We start from the raw sequence: 21,880 nt of genomic DNA, 5'->3' as shown, positions 1-21,880 counted from the left end.
AAGTAAACCTCCGAACTAAATAATTAACATTTTCCACAAAGTTATTAACAAAAATTGACGAAAGATAAGTGAATAAAAAATATAAATTCTAACTTTGGGATAAAATGTGGATAATATTTTAATAAATAAAATTATAAAAAATAATTTTAAAGATATAAACAGGGTGTATATAAACTTATAAATAGTAAAATATATAGTAAAAACTCTTCATTTACTCAATTATTGTCTAAGATATGAAAACTTATTCACAATTTAATCCACAGATTGTGCATAAGTTTAATATGTTATTATTTATTATTAACATTATCAACAAGTATATTTATAATATCAGAATATATGTCAAACTTCAATACGTTCTGAATAAATTATCCACAATTATGTCGTACTGTGAATAATTTATTCAACAATGAAAAAAATAAAGAAATTACATTAATATATAGGAATAATATATATTTTTTTGGAAATTATGAATTTTAAGATTAAAAATAAAGAATAAAAAACTAAGATTTAAAGGCTATAAAACACGTTGACAACGAATATAAAAGGATTTATAATAATATGTGTTATGTTTACTTTGACAGTAAAGTTATTATTTTTATAAACGGAAAAAAATTGTGAAAGGCGGTGCAATAGAATGAAAAGAACTTATCAGCCAAAAAAGAGACAAAGAAAAAAAGAGCATGGATTCAGAAAAAGAATGAAAACTTCTAACGGAAGAAATGTTTTAAAAAGAAGAAGAGCTAAAGGAAGAAATAGATTAACTCATTAATAATTAAAAAGGCCGCTTAAATAGTGGCCTTTTTATGTAATTTATTACATAGCTGTGTTTACGGAGGATATTAATATGAACTTTAAAGAAACACAAGGCTTAAAAAAAGATTCAGATTTTAGGAAAGTTTATAAATATGGAAAATCTATAGCAAATAGATTATTAGTTATGTATACGCTTCCAAACAAGTCGGATAATAATCGTGTTGGTATATCCGTTTCAAAAAAAGTAGGTAAGGCCAATGTACGAAATAAAGCTAGAAGAAGAATAAAAGAATCGTATAGGTTAAATATAGATGGTAATATAAAATCTGGTTATGACATAGTATTTATAGCTAGAGTTGCCATAAAGGATGCTGAATATACTGAGATTGAAAAAGCAATGAAGCATTTAATTAAAAAGGCAAATTTATTTTAAAACTATACATATTTAATAACGTCTATTTTATGGAGGTTAAAATTGTTGAATAAAATAGCATATATATGGAAGGAAATAAATACATGTTTATCGAAATTATGTATTTACTTGATAAGATTTTACCAAAAATATATATCTCCTTTGAAGGGACCTACATGTAGGTTTTATCCTACTTGTTCTCAATACGCAATAGAAGCTTTCAAAAAATATGGATTGTTTAAAGGTATGTATTTGTCAATAAAAAGGGTTTTAAAGTGTCATCCATTTCATCCAGGAGGATATGATCCTCTAAAATAAGCGTACTAATAGGAGGTATACAATTGAGTATTATAAGTAATGTATTAGGTCATATACTTAGAGTTATTTTTGAGTTTGTGAATAATTATGGATTGTCTATAGTTGTATTTACGCTATTTGTAAGATTATTATTAGTCCCTTTAATGGTAAAACAAATAAGATCTCAAAAAGCAATGCAAGACATCCAACCTAAAATAAAGGAAATTCAAGAAAAATATAAAAATAAGCCAGAAAAACAGCAAGAAGAGCTAATGAAGATTTATAAAGAAGCAAAGATTAATCCACTAGCTGGTTGTTTGCCATTATTAATACAAATGCCTATATTAATAGGACTATTTAATGTATTAAGAGAACCTGTACTTTATGGTGTATTTCCAAATGCAGATGTGGCAGCACAAGCAGCGCAAGCAGGTTTCTTATGGATAAAAGATATTTCTGCAACAGGAAGTATCAGCCTAGCATTACTTTCAGGTATAAGTGCTTACTTCATGCAAAAAATGATGTCTACTGGGGATGCGCAAACTGAAAATATGATGAAAAGTATGACTTATGTAATGTCAGCAATGTCATTATTCTGGGGATATACTTTCCAAGCAGGTCTTGCAATATATTGGATAACAAGTAACTTGTTCTCTATAGCTCAATATCAATTAATAACAAGTCCTTTAAAAGCTAAACTGGCTGATTCTAAGGAGGCAGTAGTTAAAGATGAAAAATCAGGAAAACCTAACAGCAATGCAAAATCAAACAAAAAAGATAGAAATAACAAGTAAGACAAAAGAAGAAGCAATTCAATCAGCATTACTGGAATTAGGCGTTGAAGAAAAAGACATCGAAGTAAAGGTTATTCAAAATCCTTCTAAGGGGTTTCTAGGATTCCTAGGGGCTAAAGATGGGATATATGAAGTAACAGTAATAAAAAAAGAAGAAATAGAAATTGCTAAGGAATTTATAGAAAATATTCTATTAAAATCTAAGATAAGTGCTAAAGTTAATGCCACTCAAGAGGATAACTTAATTAAAATTAGCATAGAAGGAAAAGAAGCTACTTGTTTAATTGGAAGAAGAGGAGAAACTCTTGATGCAGTACAATTTTTAACTGGACTAGCTTTAAATAAAATCAATAAGGATTCTCGTATGAGAGTATTAGTTGATATAGAAAATTATAGAAATAAAAGAGAAGAATCATTAGTTAGATATGCTAGAAAAGTTGCTCGTGAAGTAGCAAAGACTAGAAGAACAAAAAAACTGGACTATATGAATCCTTATGAAAGAAGAATAGTTCATTCAGCTTTACAAAATGATAAGTATGTAATTACTTACAGTGAAGGAACAGATCCATATAGAAGACTAGTGATTGAATATAAAAGATAAAATTCAAACCTCCTAACTATTTAGGGGGTTTAATTTTTGTAATTTATTTAATATAATGATAAAATTAAGATTATAATTTTAAATAATAGTTAAGAATTTAAAATAGATTAAATATAGAGGTGATATCATGTTTATAGATGATACTATAGCAGCAATTGCAACAGCACCAGGAGAAGGTGGAATAGGCATAATAAGAATTAGTGGAAGTAGATCTCTTCCAGTAGCTGAGGAGATATTTAAATCTGTTTCAGGAAAAAATATAACAGATTATAATACTCGTACTTTAATATATGGCCATATATTAGATGGTGATAAAAAAATAGATGAAGTGTTACTTGCTTTTATGAAAGGACCTAATTCTTATACAGCGGAAGATGTAATTGAAATAAATTGCCACGGTGGATTTATTTCAGTAAAAAAAATATTAGAATTAATATTAAGTAAAGACGTAAGACTTGCTGATGAAGGTGAGTTTACAAAGAGAGCATTCTTGAATGGAAGAATAGATTTATCTCAAGCAGAAGCTGTAATTGATGTAATTAAAGCAAAAACAGATAAGGCCCAAGAGGTGGCTCAAAGTCATTTAAGTGGTGTTTTAGCTAATAAAATAAAAGAGTTAAGATTTAAGGTAACGGAAGTTTTAGCTCATTTAACAGTTTCAATAGATTTTAGTGAAGAAGATGTTGAGGAAATAACTTATGCAATGCTTATTGAGAGTGCACAAGGATTAAGAAGTGAAATAAAATCACTGTATGACTCAGCTGAAAGCGGAAAAGTTTTAAGAGACGGCCTAAAAACAGTTATAGTTGGTAAACCAAATGTAGGAAAATCATCATTACTAAACTATATTTTAGGAGAAAACAGAGCCATAGTTACTGAAATAGCTGGAACAACAAGAGATGTAATAGAAGAGTTCGTTAATATAAAGGGAATTCCTTTAAAAATTGTTGATACAGCAGGTATAAGAGAAACAGAAGATATAGTTGAAAAAATAGGTGTAGAAAAATCTAGAGAATCATTTAACTCAGCAGACTTAGTAATAATCGTAATAGATGGCTCAAAAGAATTGTCACAAGAAGACAAAGAAATATTAGAACAAGCAGTAGATAAAAAGACTATTGTTTTGTTAAATAAAAATGACCTTGACCAAGTTGTATCAGAGGAAGAAATAGCTAAATATGTTGACAAGGATAGTATAATAAAAATATCAGCATTAAAAAATGAAGGTATTGAACAGGTTCATAATAAAATAGAATCTATGGTATTTAAAGGGGATATAAGAAATAACTCAAGTGTAGTTGTTACAAACTCTAGACATAAAGATGCCTTACTAAAAGCTTACAATGCAATAAATGATGCTATAGATGGAATAAATCAAAGATTACCTTATGATTTCATAGAAGTTGATTTTAAGAATATATGGGATTATTTAGGGTATATAAATGGAGATACTGTACAGGAAGATTTACTAGATACTATATTTGCAAACTTCTGTATTGGTAAATAAATAAAATAAACTTAAATAAAGTTACCTTATAAATGAAACGATTAATAAGATATTAACGTTTAACGTGAAACATTATTTAAGAAAGGAGAAAACATGCAAACATATAATGCAGGAAGTTATGATGTAATTGTTGTTGGAGCAGGACATGCTGGATGTGAAGCAGCATTAGCTACAGCGAGAATGGGTCATAAAACACTAATAATAACACTAACACTAGATTCAATTGGAATGATGCCATGTAACCCATCTATAGGTGGAACTGGTAAAGGACAATTAGTTAGAGAAATAGATGCTCTTGGTGGAGAAATGGGTATAAATGTAGATAAGACATTTATACAAAGTAGAATGCTAAATACAGCAAAAGGACCAGCTGTACATTCTTTAAGAGCACAAGCAGACAAGTTTAAATATCACACAGAAATGAAAAAGACTCTTGAAAACGAGCCAAACCTGGATATAGCTATGGATGAAGTTGTAGATATACTTCATGATGGAAAAGTTGTAACAGGCGTAGTAACTAAATTAGGATGTGCTTATAATGCTAAGGCAGTTATACTTGCAACTGGAGTTTACTTAAATTCATTAATTTATATAGGTGAGGGAACGTTTAAAGAAGGTCCTAATGGATTAGGATATGCGGCTTCTTTAACAGATAAATTAGTTGATTTAGGTTTAAATATGAGAAGATTCAAAACAGGTACTCCTGCTAGAATTCATAAGGATAGTATAGATTTTTCTCAAATGGAAATCCAAGAGGGGGACGAAAAAATAACTCCATTTTCATTTATGAGTGAAAATTTACAGATAGATCAAGTACCTTGTTATTTAGCAAGAACAAATACAGATACCCATAAAGTTATTATAGAGAACATTGAAAGATCTGCTATGTATAGTGGAAAAGTTAATGCTACAGGAGCGAGATATTGTCCATCAATAGAAGATAAGGTTGTAAGATTCAATGATAAAGAATCACATCAAACATTTATTGAGCCAGAAGGACTAGATACAAAAGAAATGTATATTCAAGGTATATCAACAAGCTTACCTTTTGAAGTTCAAGTTCAAATATACAAATCAATGAATGGTCTTGAAAATGCTAAAATAATGAGACCTGCTTATGCAATTGAATATGACTGCATAGATCCAACGCAATTAAAAGCTACTTTGGAAATAAAAGTAACTGAAAATTTATACAGTGCAGGGCAATTTAATGGTACTTCTGGATATGAAGAAGCAGCAGCTCAAGGTCTTATAGCAGGTATAAATGCTGCTCTAAAAATAGAAGGTAAAGAACCTTTTATACTAGATAGATCAGAGGGATATATAGGAGTTCTTATAGATGACTTAGTTACTAAAGGAACTAATGAACCTTATAGAATGATGACTTCTAGAGCAGAGTATAGACTATACTTAAGACAAGATAATGCAGATATGAGACTTACAGAAAAAGGTCATGATATAGGTCTTGTTAAAGAAGATAGATACGAAAGATACATTGCTAAAAAAGCAGAAGTTGAAAAAGAATTAGAAAGATTAAAAGCAGAAAGAGTAACACCAAAAGAGGTTAACCATATATTAGCTAAAGTTGGTGGTTCAGAAATAAAAGTTGGTTTATCTTTATATGAATTCCTAAAGCGTCCTGAAGTAACTTATAGTATTTTAGAACAAATAGGAAAAGGTGCTGGAGAAGAAGTATCTGATGATGTTAAAGAACAATGTGTAATTATGTCTAAATACGAAGGATATATAGATAAACAATTAAAGCAAATAGATCAATTTAAAAAATTAGAAAATAGAAAGCTTCCTGAAGATATAAACTATTCTTCAATAGATGGCTTAAGATTAGAAGCTAGACAAAAGTTAGATGCTATAAAACCAGTATCTATAGGACAAGCTTCTCGTATCTCTGGGGTTTCTCCTGCGGATATATCAGTTTTACTTATTTATTTAGAACAAATGAGAAAAACTAGAGGAGGAAGTAATGAATAACCTAGAAGTATTAAAAGAAGGTATAGAAGGTTTTGGTCTGGAAGCTACTGATAAAAAACTTCAAAACTTAAAGAAATATAGAGAAATATTAGTTGAATGGAACAAAGTAATGAATTTAACAGGTATAGAGGAAGAGAAAGAAGTATATATTAAGCATTTCTTGGACTCTATCTCAGCTGTAACTAATAATTATATAACTGATAATATATCATTAATAGATGTGGGTACTGGTGCAGGTTTTCCTGGTATGCCACTAAAAATTTGTTTAGAAAATTTAAATTTAACTTTATTAGATTCTCTAAATAAAAGAATAAACTTTTTACAAGAAGTTGCTAGTGAATTAAATTTAAAAGGGATAGAATTTATTCATGGACGAGCTGAAGATTTTGGTAAAAGTGAAGAATACAGAGAACAGTATGATGTCGCTACAGCAAGGGCTGTTGCCGGATTACCAATATTAATGGAATTTTGTGTTCCTTTTGTAAAAGTTGGGGGATATTTTATATGTCTGAAAGGACCAAATGCTAATTTAGAACTAGAAGAGTCAAAAGCAGCTATGGAAACTTTGGGAATAGAATTTGTTGAAAAAATAGATATTAAGTTATCTGATTTAGAATTAAATCATAATATATTAGTATTCAAAAAAATTAAGAGTACCCCATCAAAATATCCAAGAAAAGCAGGCAAACCATCTAAAAATCCTATAAAATAAATAATATAGAGAAATATAGAAGGAAAATAATATTAAATGAAGAAATAAATACTCATAAAGGGAAGTAGTTTCCCTTTGTGAGTAGAAAATCAAAATAAATTTACATAAATTGCAGTAAAAATATATTTATCAATAAGAGAGGGATGTTATGGAAGAAAAAATAGTTAAAGAGATACCAGTTGATAAAATAATTCCTAATCCATATCAACCAAGAAAAGTATTTTCAATTAATGCATTAGAAGAATTAAGTAAATCCATAAAAGAGTACGGAATACTTCAACCAATTACTGTTAGACAAAAAGAAGATGGATATGAGTTAGTTGCGGGGGAAAGAAGGCTAAGAGCAGCAAAATTAGCTGAACTAAAAACGATACCAGCAATAATAAATAATATGTCAGATCAATATTCTGCAGTTTTAGCTTTATTAGAAAATTTACAAAGAGAAGATTTGAATTTTATAGAGGAATCTCTAGGATATGAGAATTTAATAAAAGAACATAATTTTACCCAACAACAGTTGGCTGAAAAATTAGGTAAAAATCAATCAACTATAGCTAATAAACTTAGAATATTAAAACTTCCTGATACTGTAAAGCAATATCTTGTTGAAAATAGTTTGACTGAAAGACATGCAAGAGCATTGCTTAAGTTGCCTAATGAAGAACTAATGATGGAAATTATTCAAAAAGTAGTTAAACAAGAGCTTACAGTTAAGAAAACGGAAAAATTAATTAATGATACATTAGAGGCTTTAAGAGCAGAGAGCGAACCTGAAAAGAAACAGAATATAAAATGTTCAGTAGGTATTAGAATATATCTTAATACATTAAAACAAGCATATGATGCCATAAAGAATACAGGAATTGAAGCAAAATATAATGAAATAGATAAAGGAGATTACATGGAAGTTGTAGTCAAAATTCCTAAAAAATAAGGGGTTACTGCTTAGCAGTAATCTTTTTTTAAAAGAAGAAAAAGGGGGAAATCTTTATGGGAAAATCTGTAGCAATTTTTAACCAAAAAGGTGGAGTAGGAAAGACAACAACTAATGTTAATCTAAGTGCAAGTTTAGGACAATTAGGCAAAAAAGTATTAGTTTTAGACATGGATCCCCAAGGGAATACTACTAGTGGTTATGGAATTGATAAAAATACTGTAGAAAATACTATATATGAAGTTATAATAGATGGCTTAGATATAAGAGAAGCTATTATTGACACAGAGTTTGATAATATAAAGATTGTAGCAGCAGCTAGTGAGCTAGCTGGGGCAGAAATAGAGTTGGCCAATGAAAGTGATAGAGAGTATAAATTAAGAGATAGTGTAGACAAAATAAAAGATGAATATGATTATATTTTTATAGACTGTCCTCCTTCTTTAGGTATGCTTACTATAAACTCATTGACTGCAGTTGATAGTGTTTTAATACCTATACAATGTGAATATTATGCACTAGAGGGTGTCAGTCAACTAATGTCAACATATAAATTAGTGAAAAAGAGATTAAATCCTAAGATTGAAATACAAGGTGTAGTTCTTAGCATGTTTGATGGAAGAGCAAATTTGTCTATTCAAGTTGTTGAAGAAGTAAAAAAATACTTCAAAGGGAGTGTATATACCACATTAATTCCTAGAAATGTAAGACTTGCTGAGGCACCAAGCTATGGAAAACCGGTGATTTATTATGATTCAAAATGTAGGGGGACATTAGCATATAAAGAGTTAGCAGAAGAATTTATTGAATTAGAGGAGGATGTAATATAGTATGGATAATACACCTAGAAGAAGTAAAAGATTAGGAAAAGGTCTTAGCGCTTTAATTCCTGAAATAAATGAAGAGGTTGATAAAAAAGAGATTGTACAAATAAAATTGATTAATATACGACCTAACAAAAACCAACCAAGAAAAGAATTTGATGAAGAAAGAATAAAAGCATTATCTAATTCTATAAAAAATGTAGGAGTGCTACAACCAATAGTTTTAAAACCCACAGATGAGAATAATTATATGATTATAGCGGGTGAAAGAAGATATAGGGCATCTATTATGGCAGGAAAAGAAGAAATACCAGCTGTGATTAAGAATATACCAATTAAAGATATAATGGAAATTGCTCTTATAGAAAACTTACAAAGGGAAGATTTAAATGCTATAGAAGAAGCTATTGCCTATAAGAGTTTAATAGATAATTATAAGGTTACTCAAGAAGAGTTATCAGAGGCAGTGGGGAAAAGTAGACCTCACATTACCAATACTTTAAGGCTGCTAAATTTGCAAAAAAAAGTAATTAAAATGATTGAAAGTGGAGAAATAACACCTGGTCATGGAAAGGCATTACTTAGAATAGAAAATTATGATCAACAACTAGAAATAGCCAACCAAATAGTTAAAGATGATTTATCTGTTAGAGTAGTAGAAGAAATAGCAAAAAAAATTATTTCTAACAAAGAAGTTAAGAAATCAGAAAAGAAACAAAAAGACATTTATATAATTAACGCAGAAGAAAGACTTTCTAATATATTTGGGACACAAGTAAATATATCTAAAGGTAAGAAAAAAGGTAAAATAGAAATAGTATACAATAATGAAGAAGAATTGAATGACATCTTATCCATGATGATGGATGAAGATTAACGGAAATGAAGAAGGTATTAATTTAATTAATACCTTCTTTTATATGTATTACATGTAAAAAATTTATAATTAATATTCAATATTTAATGCATTTTTTTATAATATTAAATATTTATACACAAAAAATATAATTAGAAAAAGGAATATTTTAGTGATGTTTTTAATGTAAATATAAGTTATAATTATATTATAAAATGATAATAACTTAAAAAAGGGGGGGAGTAAATATTAATGAATATATTAAGTTTAGGGGAAAAAATAAAAAAGCTTAGGAAAGAACAAAATATGACATTAAAAGAATTAGCTGGAGACAGAATTACAGCAGCTCAAATAAGTCATATTGAAAGAGACAAATCACATACAAGTTATGAGTTGTTGGAATATTTGTCGAATAAATTAGGGGTGAGTGTAGATTATTTGCTAGAGACAAAAGAGATGCAGTCTAAAAAAATAACAGATAATCTAATACTAAAAAGTGAAATTTATATTAAATGTGATGAGTTAGAAAAAGCAGAAGAACAAATAAAAGAAATTATAGATATATGCAAAGAGTACAAGTTGAATGAAAATTACGGTAAATGTAATAACCTATTAGCTGAGATTAATTGTAAAAAAGGAGATTACACTTGTGCCGTATATTATTATGAAAAAGCACTATATTATTTTATAAAAAATGAAGATAAAGATGATATATATAATTGTTATGTTAATATAGGAAATATATATATGATAGATGAATTCTATAAGGGAGCATTAACTCATTTTATGTTTGCAAAAGAGGTTCTAGACGAAAGTAACATAGAAGATGCAGATATATACAAGGAGTTATACAGTAAAATTTCTGAGTGTTATATGAAACTAAATCAACCGCAGAAATCATTAGAGTTTATGGAAAAAATAGATAGAATAGATAATGAAGATTGTATAAAAGAAGAGGTTAATATTTTAGTCTTAAAAGCTAAAAATCTTCTAAATATTGGTAAATTTTCTGAATCTAAAGAATGCTTTAATAAAGCATTAGAAATAATAGAAAAAGAAGAAAATAAAAATAGATTGGCTAAAGTGTACTTATCTATGAGTAAGATTTACTCAGAAATGGGAGATATAGATAAGCACTTAGAATATTCTCAAAAAGTATATGATATTACAAAGAGAGATGAAAACCAATATATGATGGAAAGTTTGTTTAATATGATAGATTCTTATGTAAAAAGAGGCGAATATGAGATGGCTCAAAGATATTGTAAACTAGCCTTAGTATCATCTATTAAAAATAAAGACAAGTACTATGAGTATAAGTCATTAAAATTCTATTCTGATATGTATAAGAATAAGGATGAAATAGAAACATCAATAGATTATTTAAATAAGTGTATAGATATTGCAAAAGGCTTAGAAAGTAAGAAAATACTAGCTGGTTTATACATTGAATTAGGGAAGTTATATTCGAGCATATCAAAAGAAAGAGAATTAGAATATTATCAAAAAGGTGTTATTATGTATAAAGAGTTAGATATTATATAATATTTGATGCATTAAATATTACTGTGGAAAAGCTTTTTATTGTTGTGATTATTAAAAATATGATAATAAGAAATTTACATTTGTATTCTCAATTGGTATAATTATGGTATTGAGTTAGTTTCTTACTATAATTATATCTACACAGAATAAATAAAAGATTTTTTATTTAAAGACTGAAGCAATAAAGTTAAATAATTTTATTAAAATAAATAGTATTATCAGTCTTAATTCATTTCAATTGCCAGAAAATAATTAAGACAAAGTAATTATTAAGGTTCATATTAATACTACTTCTTAAAATATTTATTATAAAAAGTTGTGTTTTATCTATTTATTTTCAACTGAAAATAAATAAAGAATGGTGTTTAATGTGTTGGGGACTTATTAAATATAATAAAAAGTAATGCAACAAAAGCAAAATCTAAATTAGTAAGGAGGTTGATTGTTTATGCCAATGGATCTTAATTTAGGTGACATAGTAGAACTAAAAAAACAACATGCTTGTGGATGTAAGCAATTTGAAATAGTTAGAGTAGGTATGGACATAAAGATTAAATGCACTAACTGTAAAAGATTGATTATGTTAGATAGACAAACTTTAGAAAAAAGAATAAAGAAAATTGTAAGTAAATAGGAAGGCTTTAGTTAAACAGTTGTAGTAACCTAATAAAATTTATATAGATCATTAGGTAATATATAGGGGGTGCTTTAACATGGCAGTTAGATTTGCAGACAGAATGAGTAAAATTGAAGGGTCAGCTATACGTGAGTTATTAAAACTTACAGCTAGACCAGAGGTAATATCATTTGCAGGAGGAATGCCTGCTCCAGAATTATTTCCAGTAGAGGAAATGAAAAAAGTTTCAGTTGCAGTATTAGAAGAACAAGGAAGAGTAGCATTACAATATACATCAACAGAAGGTTATCTTCCATTAAGAGAAAAGATAGCTGCAAGAATGAACAAGACTCTTAAAACTAACGTAGGTCCAGATGATATATTAGTAACAAGTGGATCTCAACAAGGTCTTGATTTCTCAGGGAAAACATTTTTAGATAAAGGTGATGTAGTTTTATGTGAAAGTCCATCTTACATGGGTGCATTAAATGCAATGAAAGCTTATGAGCCTGAATTTATAGAAATTAATACTGATAATGATGGTATGATAATGGAAGATTTAGAAAAAGTTCTAGCTTCAAATGATAAAGTTAAATTAATTTATGTAATACCAGATTTCCAAAACCCATCAGGTAGAACATGGCCATTAGAAAGACGTATTAAGTTCATGGAAATAATAAATAAATATGAAATACCTGTAGTAGAAGATAATCCATATGGGGAATTAAGATTTGATGGAGAAAGCTTACCATCATTAAAATCTTTAGATACTAAAGGTTTAGTAATTTATCTTGGAACTTTCTCAAAAATATTCTGCCCAGGATATAGATTAGGATGGACTTGTGCAGCTCCAGAAATACTAGCTAAATATAATATTTGTAAACAAGGATCTGACTTACAAGCTTCTACAATAAGCCAAATGGAAGTAAGTAAATTTATGGATATGTATGATCTAGATGAGCACGTTGCAAAAATAAAAGCGTGTTATGTTAAGCGTAGAGATGTAATGTTAAAGACTATGAAAGAAGAATTCCCAGAATGCGTTGAGTTTACACATCCACAAGGAGGGCTATTTACTTGGGTTACATTCCCAGAAGGAATTAATGCTGGTGATATGGCTAAAAAATGTTTAGAGAAAAATGTAGCATATGTTCCAGGTGAGTCATTCTATCCAAATGGTGGAGTATACAATACTTGTAGACTTAACTATTCAAATATGCCTGAAGAAAAAATAGTAGAAGGTATAAAGAGAATGGGAGAAGTATTAAGAGAAGAATTAGCTAAAAACGAAGAAAAAGAGTTAGCTACTAATAAATAATTTGTATAAAACTTATAATATAGGTGAATACTAAAAAACGGGCAAAGGTTTTCTTTGTCCGTTTTCAATTTAAAATGGATAGCTATTAAGCTATCCATTTGGGAGATTGGGATGAAATATATTTAAGTTATGGGGGCTATATATACTTGTATTATTTATCAGAAGTAATGAAAATATACATAAATTGAATAAAATAAATAAAATTTTTAAATATTAAATAAATGTAAAAATTATTATTAAATTATACAAAGCAAAATTAGGTATAAATAGTTTGACAGAGCTTATTATAAGTGATAAAATACATAAGTATGAGAATTTATTCTCATTTCTCTGCTCTGCAAAAGTGGAGCCGTTAAGTCCAAAGGGAGGTGAAATTTAATGAAAAATTATGAATTAGTTTACGTTGTAAGACCAAACGCTGAAGACGAAGTTAAAGAAGCAGTAATGAATAAAATTCAAGAAGTAATCTCAGCTAATGGTGAAGTTGAAAAAGTTGACACTTGGGGAAACAAGAAATTAGCTTACCCAATAGCTAAGTTCACAGAAGGTTTCTATGTGTTAGTAAACTTCAAAGCTTCTGCTGATCTTCCAAAAGAATTAGACAGAAACTTAAAAATAAACGAAAACGTAATAAGACATATGATAGTTTGTGCTTAATTAGCATTTAACTAGTTTTATTATGAATAGGATGGTGCTTTTATGAACCATGTAGTATTAGTTGGTAGATTAACTAAAGATCCAGAATTAAGATATATACCTGGAAGTGGGACACCTGTTGCTAACTTTACAATAGCTATAGATAGAAACTATACTAAAAAAGATGGAACTAAAGAAACAGACTTTATTCCTGTTGAAGTGATGGGAAAAGCAGCTGACTTTTGTGCAAATTATATCTCAAAAGGTAGATTAGTTGCAGTTCAAGGAACTTTAAGAGTTGATAGATATCAAACACAATCTGGAGAAAATAGAACTTTTACTAAAGTAAGTGCAAATTCAGTACAAGCTTTAGAGAGCAATAAAAATAGATCTGAAAACCCATACGGAGAAGGTCATCAAGGTTCGCAACCGACTTTCGAACCAAACTTCGAGGCACCACAAGGATTAGATCCAAATGGTTTCCAAGCAATAGATGATGACGAAATACCATTTTAGAAAAGGAGGGGACTCTAAATGATAAACAAGAAAAGACGTAAGAAAAGAAAAGTTTGTCAATTCTGTGCTTCTAAAGACGCTAGAATAGACTACAAAAACACTCAAAGATTACAAAAATATGTAACTGAGAGAGGTAAAATATTACCAAGAAGAATATCAGGAACATGTGCTAAACATCAAAGAGAATTAACAGTAGCAATAAAAAGAGCTAGAAACATAGCACTTTTACCATATACATTAGACTAATAAATATGCCTTCCATTGATTTATCAATGGTGGGCTTTTTTATTAGATTTAAGTAAATAAGAAAGATAGTTTTTCATATTTGGGGAAATTTATAGAAGTAAAATATGAAATTATTACTTGGGAAATTATAAATATAAATAATTTGATAATATTATTATGAGAAGGAAGGTAGAAGCCCTCCTTTTTTCATTGTATTTTACCTTGCAAATTATGATATAATGTTTATATATTGAGGAGGGGGGAAGATTGTGCGAATAGAAAAAGGTTCTGATATTACAAAAAATGTAAAAATAATAGAATGGATAAAAAATGAAATACTAATGAGTATAAGCAATCTGTTTAATCTAATATTTAAGGGAGTAAAACCTATTGACGATGGACTTCAAAATGCAATAGCTAATTTAATTATGTTGTCATATCTTTTAGGAAAAAGATTAGGCATTAGTTTTGATGAAATAGATCATAAAATAAAGGAAAAAGCAAAAGAAGGAATAAAGGAAGAGCACAGTATAGAAACTTGGTTTGGAGATTTGTCAAAATTGGAAAAACACATGGACAATAGGGAGTGATATAAATTGAATAAAGATTTAAGGCTATCAAAGGTATTACAGATAGTCATTTTAGCTATAATATTAATATTGATAAGCTTAAATGTTCCTCAATTAAGTTTAATAATATTATTAATACCAATACCTTTTGCACTAATCGGAACATTATCAAATATTAAAAATAATATAATATCACTAATAATTGTACTTTTTGCTTTAATATTTTTAAGTAAGCCTATATATGCAGTTGATATATTTATAAATAGTATTATTCCTGGGACAATTATAGGTATTATAGTTAAAAAAATTCTAAGTAAACAAGATAGTAATAAATATGAACCGATTTTTGTAGGCTCTATAGTATTTATGCTTTCTATAGTAGCACATTATATTATATCGAAATATGCTTTCGGAGTTGATATCTTAAATGAGATGATTCAAGTATTTAATGAAAGTATAGAAGCACAAAAAAGCCTGTTACAATCTGTAAGTAACAACGAATTGTTAAGCACAGTAAATATTATAGATACATTTAGAAATATAATACCTACTATATTATTTTTTAGAGGTATGATTTCATCAATAATTATATATTTTGTTGAAATATATGCTCTTAAAAGAATGAAATATGAAGATTTAGGTGAAATAAAATTTAGAAATTTTTATTTACCAGGAAATGCTATAGTTATTTCATTCATATTATACTTATTAATGTTAGGCCTGTCTTATATAAAAACACCATTATATACAGATGCAATATTCTTAAATCTACAAATGGTATTTAACTTTATGTTTATAGTACAAGGAATAGCTGTATCTATTTATTTTATAAAAAGATGGTTAAGAAATGGAATAGATAAAAAAGTATTTATCGGTGCAATGTGCGTAGGCATATTTGGAATGACAGGAATTTCTTTTATAGGTATGATAGATAGTATATTAGACTTTAGAAATGTGAGAGCTTATAAATCTATATAGGAGGATAGGAATGAGGAATAAACCAAGTTTTAAAATAAATATGCCAGAAATAAATATATATATATTAATTATTGGAATAACAAGTTTAATCCTACTTTTCTATAATTTGTATATAGGATGTTTGTTTTTCTTTGGATTTGTTTATATAGTATTTCACAATTGGAGAATTGCTAATTTTAGAAAAAAAGAGTGGAATAGATACATTGAGAATTTGTCTTTAGATATAGATGAAACAACAAAAAAGGCTATAATGAATCTACCTATACCTCTTTGCATTCTCGAATTTGATGGAAATATATCATGGTATAATAAGAAGTTTTATGACATGACACAGTCGCCAGATTTACTTGGCGAAAATATTGATAATATAGTTAAAAATCTTAATTTAAGAAAAGTATTAAATGAAAATAAAGAAATGTATACTGAAGTAAGTTATAAAGATAGAGAGTATACAGTTGTTTATAATGTTATAAAAAATGAGCAAGATGATCAAGTTAAATATTTAATGATGCTTTATTGGATAGATAAAACACAATATTTGGCTCTTTCTCAAAAATATGAGGAAGAAAAAAATATCATAATGTTAATTCAGGTAGATGGATATGATGAAGTATTAAAGAGTGCTGATGAGGATAAAAGATCTTTAATTTCTGTAGAATTAGAGAGAATACTATCTGGCTTGGAAACATCGTTACAAGCTGCAGTAAAAAGAACTTCGAAGGATAAATACATAGTTATAACTAATCAAAAAGGTTTATCTATACTTCAAGAAAATAAATTTACAATACTAGATACAATAAGAGATATTGATTATGGAAATACGCTTCCTGTAACCATAAGTATAGGTGTTGGAAGAAATGGAGACTCCATTTATGAAAATATTAAACTTGCTACTGGAGCTTTAGATTTGGCTCTAGGTAGAGGAGGAGATCAAGCTATTGTAAAAACAAAAGATAAGTTTGAATTTTATGGAGGAAAATCTAAGGCAGTTGAAAAGACAACGAAAGTTAAATCTAGGCTAATAGGTCATGCATTAAAAGAGATAGTATCCCAAAGTAAAACTATTTATATAATGGGTCATAAGTATCCTGATCTAGATGCTATGGGAGCAGCAGTAGGTATATATGATATATGTAAATCTTTGAAAAAAGAAACATATATAGTGTTGGACTCTGTTAACGAGTCTATAGATGAGTTTGTGAGCAGGTTGAACAAATGCGAATATTATAAGGATTTATTTATAAGTAAAGAAGATGCAATAAAAAATTGTACTAGAGATACATTAGTAGTTGTAGTTGATACTCATAGACCTAGCTATACGGAATGTGAAGAATTGTTAGGAATCAGTAAAAAAGTAGCAGTAATAGACCACCATAGAAAAGGTGTGGAATCTATTCAAGACACTGTTTTATCATTCCATGAAATATATGTATCATCTACTTGTGAAATGGTAACAGAAGTTGTCCAATATTTAGAGGATGACGTTAAAATAAATAAACTTACAGCAGAAGGACTTCTTGCAGGAATAAGTTTAGATACAAAATTCTTTGCATTTAAAACAGGAGTAAGAACCTTTGAGGCAGCTTCTTATTTAAAGAAGGCAGGAGCAGATACTACAGAAGTTAAGAAATTATTTAGATCAAATGTGGAGGATTTTAAAACGAAGGCAGAAATTATAAGTAATACTCGTATTATTGATAATAGAATATGTATATCTTATTCAAAAATACAGTCTGAAAATATTAATGTGGTCATTGCTCAGGCTGCAGATGAATTATTGACGGTAAAAAAAATAGAGGCATCATTTGTACTTGGTGAAAAGGATGGAACTGTATTCATAAGTGCAAGGTCATTAGGAAAGATAAATGTACATGTTTTAATGGAAAAGCTAGGTGGAGGCGGACACATGGATATAGCCGGTGCTCAACTGGAGGGAGTATCTATTAAGGAAGCTTACATGAAAGTACATGAAATAATTGAACAATACTTAAGGGAGGAAGACTAAATGAAAGTAATATTATTAAAAGATGTTAAAGGAACAGGTAAAAAAGGAGAAGTTAAAGAAGTAAGTGATGGATATGCAAAAAACTTTTTATTACCTAAAAAAATGGCAGTAGTTGCTGACAATACAAATGTAAAAGAATTAAATGAAAAAAATAAATCAAAAGAATTAAAAGCTCAAAAAGAATATAAAGAAGCTGTTGAATTAGGAAAGAAAATGGAAGACATGGCTGTAACTATATATTCTAAAGCTGGTGATGCTGGAAGATTATTTGGGTCAATAACTTCTAAAGATGTAGCAGAACAATTAAAGAAACAGCATAACATAGAAGTAGATAAAAGAAAAATTTCACTTGATGAGCCAATTAGAGTATTAGGTTCAAGATTTGTTGAAATAAAAATACATCAAAAAGTTACTACGAAGATAAGAGTAGATGTTAAAGAAAAACAATAAGCACTAGGCTGAGGTGATAATAATGGAGGATATAAGTAGAATTCCTCCACATAGTGTGGAATCAGAGCAATCAATATTAGGTTCTATTATCCTTGATAAAGACGCAATTATAACTGTGGCAGAAACCATAAATCCTAGTGATTTCTATAAAGAAGCCCACAAAATAATATATGAGTCTATGTTAAAGTTAAATAGTAATAATGAACCAATAGATTTGATAACATTAATAGAGGAATTAAGAAAAGAAGGTCATTTAGATAATGTTGGAGGTATTAGTTATCTAACAAGCCTTTCAACAATAGTTCCAACGACATCAAATGTAAAGTATTACGCCAACATAGTGAAAGAAAAATCTGTTATGAGACAGCTTATAAAGGCGTCTAATGAGATTATAAACTTAGGATATGATGCTTCTACAGATGTTCAGGAAATATTAGATCAGGCAGAAAAAAATATATTTGATATATCTCAAGAAAAATCTGGTGATGATATTCAACCAATAAACTTAGTTCTACAAGATACCTTTGATATGATTGAAAGGTTGTGTACGCAAAAAAGTGATGTTACAGGAATAACTACTGGATTTACAGATTTAAATAAAAAAATAAACGGACTTCAAAGAACAGACTTAATTCTGCTAGCAGCAAGACCAGCCATGGGAAAAACAGCATTTTCACTGAATCTTGTTCAAAATGCTGCATTAAAAGGTAATGCATCTGTGGCAGTATTTAGTTTAGAGATGTCTAAGGAACAGCTAGTTCAACGTATGTTATCTGCACAATCTAATGTGGAGTTAAGTAAAATAAAAACTGGTTCCCTTGGAGAATCAGATTGGCCAAGAATAATAGATGCTATGGCAGTATTATCAGAAGCTAATATTTTCATAGATGATACTCCTGGTATAAAAATATCAGAAATAAGATCAAAATGTAGAAGATTAAAAATAGAAAAGGGATTAGATTTAATCTTAATAGACTACCTTCAATTAATGGAGGGAGAGGGCAAAAATGAAAACAGGCAACAAGAGATAGCTAAGATTTCTAGATCTTTAAAAATATTAGCTAAGGAACTAGATTGTCCTGTGGTTGCCCTTTCACAGCTATCTCGTTCTCCAGAACTTAGAAAAGACCATAGGCCTATATTATCAGATTTAAGAGAGTCTGGGTCTATAGAGCAGGATGCAGATATAGTTATGTTTTTATACAGAGATGAATATTATCATGATGATTCTGAAAAGAAAAATATAGGTGAAGTTATAATTGCAAAAAATAGACATGGTGAAACGGGTAATGTAGAATTAGTATGGTTTGGCCAAGTACAAAAATTTGCCGACAAAGTTAGAGAAATATAAACATATATCCACAGAACAACCTTTCTATATTTGAGAAAAATGTGGATAAATATGAAAAAATAGTATTAAATGTAGTCTATACAATGAAATGTTATACACAGTATCCACAAATAGTATGTGGATAAATGTGAATAACTAAATAAATATGTGTAAAACTTAATTAAAGGGTTGTTTATAAGATAGGAGTATCTTTTAAACAACTCATATTTATGTCCAAAAATAAGTCTATATGGAGAATAATAAAATGAAAATAAAAATGTTTTTTGTATATCCAGATATGGGAATTGTTAATAAAGAAAGTAATTTGTTTAGGATAGTGGATAATGAATTAAAAGAAACCATAGTAATTTATTTAATGGAAGAGAAGAATCAGTATAACATATATATGATAAATACAATGACAGGATCTATAGAAAAAGTCTTTACGGGTAAGGATTTAGATGAAGTTGAGAAATTTAATGATATATTTATTGAAAAAAGGGATAATATTATTAATGGAAAAAGTTTAGAAGAAATAGAAAGATACATATTAAAAGTAATTAAAAATTAAAAAAGTTGAAACTAAAACGAATATTTGTTAAAATATATAACGTAAGTGTTCGATAATAAGTTGAAAATAAATTATATATTAGATTTTATGAAATTTAATATATAGATAATAGAGGTGAAATAAATGAAAACAGTAGCAGTTGTTGGTTCTCAATGGGGCGATGAGGGAAAAGGAAAAGTGATTGATTTTCTTGCTACTCAAGCTGATGTAGTAATAAGAGGACAAGGTGGAAATAATGCAGGTCATACATTAGTAGTAGATGGAAAGAAATTTGCATTAAGATTAATACCATCAGGAATATTAAACCCAAACACTATAAACGTAATAGGAAATGGTATAGTATTTGATCCAAAAGGCTTCTTTGAAGAAATAGAAATGCTTGAAAGTAATGGAATAAGTACTAAAAATATCAAAATAAGTGATAGAGCTCACATAGTATTTCCTTACCATAAAGAATTAGATGGATTAGCAGAAGAAGCAAGAGGAGATAACAAAATAGGAACAACTAAAAAAGGTATCGGTCCTTGCTATATGGATAAAACAGAAAGATCAGGAATAAGAGTTTGTGACTTAATGAATAAAGAAGTTTTTGCTAAAAAATTAAAACTTCAAATAGAAGCAAAAAACAAGATAGTTACAGGTGTATATGAAAAAGAAGCTATGTTTGATTTTGAGGAAGTATACAATGAATTTATTGTATATGCAGAAAAAATGAGACCATTTGTGGATGATACAACTGTAATAGTTTATGATGCAATAAAAGCTAATAAAAAAGTACTATTTGAAGGTGCTCAAGGTACATTACTTGATTTAGATCTTGGAACATACCCATTTGTAACATCTTCACATCCTATATCAGGAGGATTTGCAGTAGGTGCTGGTGTAGGTCCAAACATGATAAAAGACGTTGTTGGTATAGTAAAAGCTTATACAACAAGAGTTGGAGAAGGTCCTTTTGTAACTGAGTTACATGATGAAACTGGAGATAAAATAAGAACTCAAGGTCATGAATTTGGAACAGTTACAGGAAGAGCTAGAAGATGTGGTTGGTTTGATGCTGTTATAGTAAAATATGCAGCTAGAGTAAATGGATTAACTAGTATATCATTCATGTTATTAGACGTATTAACAGGATTTGATAAAATCAAGATATGTACTGCTTATAAAATAGGAGATGAAATAATAAATAACTTCCCAGCTTCATTAGAAGATTTAGCAAAATGTGAGCCAGTATACGAAGAATTAGATGGATGGCATGAAGATATAACAAAAGTTGAAAACTTTGATGATCTTCCAGAAAACGCTAAGAAGTATGTAGCTAGAATAGAAGAATTAATAGATGTTAATATAGATTTAGTATCTGTTGGACCAAACAGAACTCAAACAATAATAAGAAAAAATATATTTGCATAGAGTTTCACATGAAACAAAAAGGAGAAAAC

24 protein-coding genes are annotated in these 21,880 nt (G+C 28.6%); all 24 read left to right on the top strand.

The genetic code is table 11. The features are described from left to right. Positions 1 to 634: 634 nt before the first annotated feature. The 24 genes from rpmH to TEGL_RS19565 all read left to right on the top strand — a co-directional run bounded on the left by rpmH (position 635) and on the right by TEGL_RS19565 (position 21,851). Positions 635 to 769: a 50S ribosomal protein L34 gene (rpmH, locus tag TEGL_RS19680; RefSeq protein WP_007285206.1), complete on the top strand. Its 135-nt coding sequence runs from the start codon at positions 635 to 637 to the stop codon at positions 767 to 769. A gap of 75 nt (positions 770 to 844) precedes the next feature. Then, positions 845 to 1,186 carry a ribonuclease P protein component gene (rnpA, locus tag TEGL_RS19675; RefSeq protein ID WP_018590075.1) on the top strand — a complete coding sequence of 114 codons (342 nt, stop codon included), beginning with the start codon at positions 845 to 847 and terminating at the stop codon, positions 1,184 to 1,186. A 45-nt stretch (positions 1,187 to 1,231) separates the two neighbouring features. After that, the gene (yidD, locus tag TEGL_RS19670; RefSeq protein WP_018590076.1) at positions 1,232 to 1,483 is read left to right on the top strand and encodes a membrane protein insertion efficiency factor YidD; all 252 of its coding nucleotides are present in this window, start codon (positions 1,232 to 1,234) and stop codon (positions 1,481 to 1,483) included. A gap of 23 nt (positions 1,484 to 1,506) precedes the next feature. Continuing rightward, positions 1,507 to 2,256: a YidC/Oxa1 family membrane protein insertase gene (locus tag TEGL_RS19665; protein WP_018590077.1), complete on the top strand. Its 750-nt coding sequence runs from the start codon at positions 1,507 to 1,509 to the stop codon at positions 2,254 to 2,256. Next, the gene (gene jag / locus TEGL_RS19660) at positions 2,192 to 2,857 is read left to right on the top strand and encodes an RNA-binding cell elongation regulator Jag/EloR (RefSeq protein ID WP_018590078.1); all 666 of its coding nucleotides are present in this window, start codon (positions 2,192 to 2,194) and stop codon (positions 2,855 to 2,857) included. Before TEGL_RS19665 ends, jag begins: the two co-directional genes overlap by 65 nt. 127 nt (positions 2,858 to 2,984) lie before the next feature. Continuing rightward, positions 2,985 to 4,364 (top strand): tRNA uridine-5-carboxymethylaminomethyl(34) synthesis GTPase MnmE, encoded by a 1,380-nt coding sequence (mnmE, locus tag TEGL_RS19655; protein ID WP_018590079.1) that lies wholly within the window; start codon positions 2,985 to 2,987, stop codon positions 4,362 to 4,364. A gap of 93 nt (positions 4,365 to 4,457) precedes the next feature. Next, positions 4,458 to 6,353, top strand: a complete 1,896-nt coding sequence (mnmG, locus tag TEGL_RS19650; RefSeq protein WP_018590080.1) for a tRNA uridine-5-carboxymethylaminomethyl(34) synthesis enzyme MnmG — start codon at positions 4,458 to 4,460, stop codon at positions 6,351 to 6,353. Continuing rightward, positions 6,346 to 7,065, top strand: coding sequence for a 16S rRNA (guanine(527)-N(7))-methyltransferase RsmG (gene rsmG, locus TEGL_RS19645; RefSeq protein WP_018590081.1), 720 nt, complete (start codon positions 6,346 to 6,348; stop codon positions 7,063 to 7,065). Before mnmG ends, rsmG begins: the two co-directional genes overlap by 8 nt. Before the next feature lie 148 nt (positions 7,066 to 7,213). Beyond that, positions 7,214 to 7,999: a nucleoid occlusion protein gene (gene noc, locus TEGL_RS19640; RefSeq protein ID WP_018590082.1), complete on the top strand. Its 786-nt coding sequence runs from the start codon at positions 7,214 to 7,216 to the stop codon at positions 7,997 to 7,999. Positions 8,000 to 8,055: 56 nt separating this feature from the next. Beyond that, a complete protein-coding gene (locus TEGL_RS19635) occupies positions 8,056 to 8,829 on the top strand; it encodes a ParA family protein (protein WP_018590083.1) in 774 nt (257 codons plus the stop codon). 1 nt (position 8,830) lies between these two features. Further along, a complete protein-coding gene (locus TEGL_RS19630; protein ID WP_018590084.1) occupies positions 8,831 to 9,700 on the top strand; it encodes a ParB/RepB/Spo0J family partition protein in 870 nt (289 codons plus the stop codon). A 231-nt stretch (positions 9,701 to 9,931) separates the two neighbouring features. Further along, complete coding sequence (locus tag TEGL_RS19625; RefSeq protein ID WP_018590085.1) at positions 9,932 to 11,224, top strand: helix-turn-helix domain-containing protein; 1,293 nt, start codon at positions 9,932 to 9,934, stop codon at positions 11,222 to 11,224. Positions 11,225 to 11,672: 448 nt separating this feature from the next. Beyond that, positions 11,673 to 11,858 (top strand): DUF951 domain-containing protein, encoded by a 186-nt coding sequence (locus tag TEGL_RS19620; protein ID WP_018590086.1) that lies wholly within the window; start codon positions 11,673 to 11,675, stop codon positions 11,856 to 11,858. A 79-nt stretch (positions 11,859 to 11,937) separates the two neighbouring features. Beyond that, positions 11,938 to 13,158, top strand: a complete 1,221-nt coding sequence (locus TEGL_RS19615) for a PLP-dependent aminotransferase family protein (RefSeq protein WP_018590087.1) — start codon at positions 11,938 to 11,940, stop codon at positions 13,156 to 13,158. A gap of 378 nt (positions 13,159 to 13,536) precedes the next feature. Then, positions 13,537 to 13,815: a 30S ribosomal protein S6 gene (gene rpsF, locus TEGL_RS19610; protein ID WP_018590088.1), complete on the top strand. Its 279-nt coding sequence runs from the start codon at positions 13,537 to 13,539 to the stop codon at positions 13,813 to 13,815. Positions 13,816 to 13,857: 42 nt separating this feature from the next. After that, on the top strand, positions 13,858 to 14,310 hold the full coding sequence (ssb, locus tag TEGL_RS19605; protein ID WP_018590089.1) for a single-stranded DNA-binding protein: 453 nt from the start codon (positions 13,858 to 13,860) through the stop codon (positions 14,308 to 14,310). Positions 14,311 to 14,328: 18 nt separating this feature from the next. Then, a complete protein-coding gene (rpsR, locus tag TEGL_RS19600; RefSeq protein WP_018590090.1) occupies positions 14,329 to 14,556 on the top strand; it encodes a 30S ribosomal protein S18 in 228 nt (75 codons plus the stop codon). Positions 14,557 to 14,804: 248 nt separating this feature from the next. Continuing rightward, positions 14,805 to 15,125, top strand: coding sequence for a MazG-like family protein (locus TEGL_RS19595; RefSeq protein ID WP_018590091.1), 321 nt, complete (start codon positions 14,805 to 14,807; stop codon positions 15,123 to 15,125). Between the two features lie 6 nt (positions 15,126 to 15,131). Continuing rightward, the gene (locus TEGL_RS19590) at positions 15,132 to 16,082 is read left to right on the top strand and encodes a DUF2232 domain-containing protein (RefSeq protein ID WP_018590092.1); all 951 of its coding nucleotides are present in this window, start codon (positions 15,132 to 15,134) and stop codon (positions 16,080 to 16,082) included. A 10-nt stretch (positions 16,083 to 16,092) separates the two neighbouring features. Beyond that, positions 16,093 to 18,087, top strand: coding sequence for a DHH family phosphoesterase (locus TEGL_RS19585; protein WP_018590093.1), 1,995 nt, complete (start codon positions 16,093 to 16,095; stop codon positions 18,085 to 18,087). Then, the gene (rplI, locus tag TEGL_RS19580; RefSeq protein WP_018590094.1) at positions 18,088 to 18,537 is read left to right on the top strand and encodes a 50S ribosomal protein L9; all 450 of its coding nucleotides are present in this window, start codon (positions 18,088 to 18,090) and stop codon (positions 18,535 to 18,537) included. A gap of 22 nt (positions 18,538 to 18,559) precedes the next feature. Beyond that, positions 18,560 to 19,888 (top strand): replicative DNA helicase, encoded by a 1,329-nt coding sequence (gene dnaB / locus TEGL_RS19575; RefSeq protein ID WP_018590095.1) that lies wholly within the window; start codon positions 18,560 to 18,562, stop codon positions 19,886 to 19,888. 244 nt (positions 19,889 to 20,132) lie between these two features. After that, positions 20,133 to 20,438, top strand: a complete 306-nt coding sequence (locus TEGL_RS19570; protein WP_018590096.1) for a hypothetical protein — start codon at positions 20,133 to 20,135, stop codon at positions 20,436 to 20,438. A 123-nt stretch (positions 20,439 to 20,561) separates the two neighbouring features. Then, positions 20,562 to 21,851, top strand: coding sequence for an adenylosuccinate synthase (locus tag TEGL_RS19565; RefSeq protein WP_018590097.1), 1,290 nt, complete (start codon positions 20,562 to 20,564; stop codon positions 21,849 to 21,851). The last annotated feature ends 29 nt before the right edge of the window (positions 21,852 to 21,880 follow it).

This window comes from Terrisporobacter glycolicus ATCC 14880 = DSM 1288 (assembly GCF_036812735.1).
GTDB lineage: Bacteria > Bacillota > Clostridia > Peptostreptococcales > Peptostreptococcaceae > Terrisporobacter > Terrisporobacter glycolicus.
Note: the sequence above shows the minus strand (reverse complement) of the source record. Positions and strands in the feature narration are given on the sequence as shown.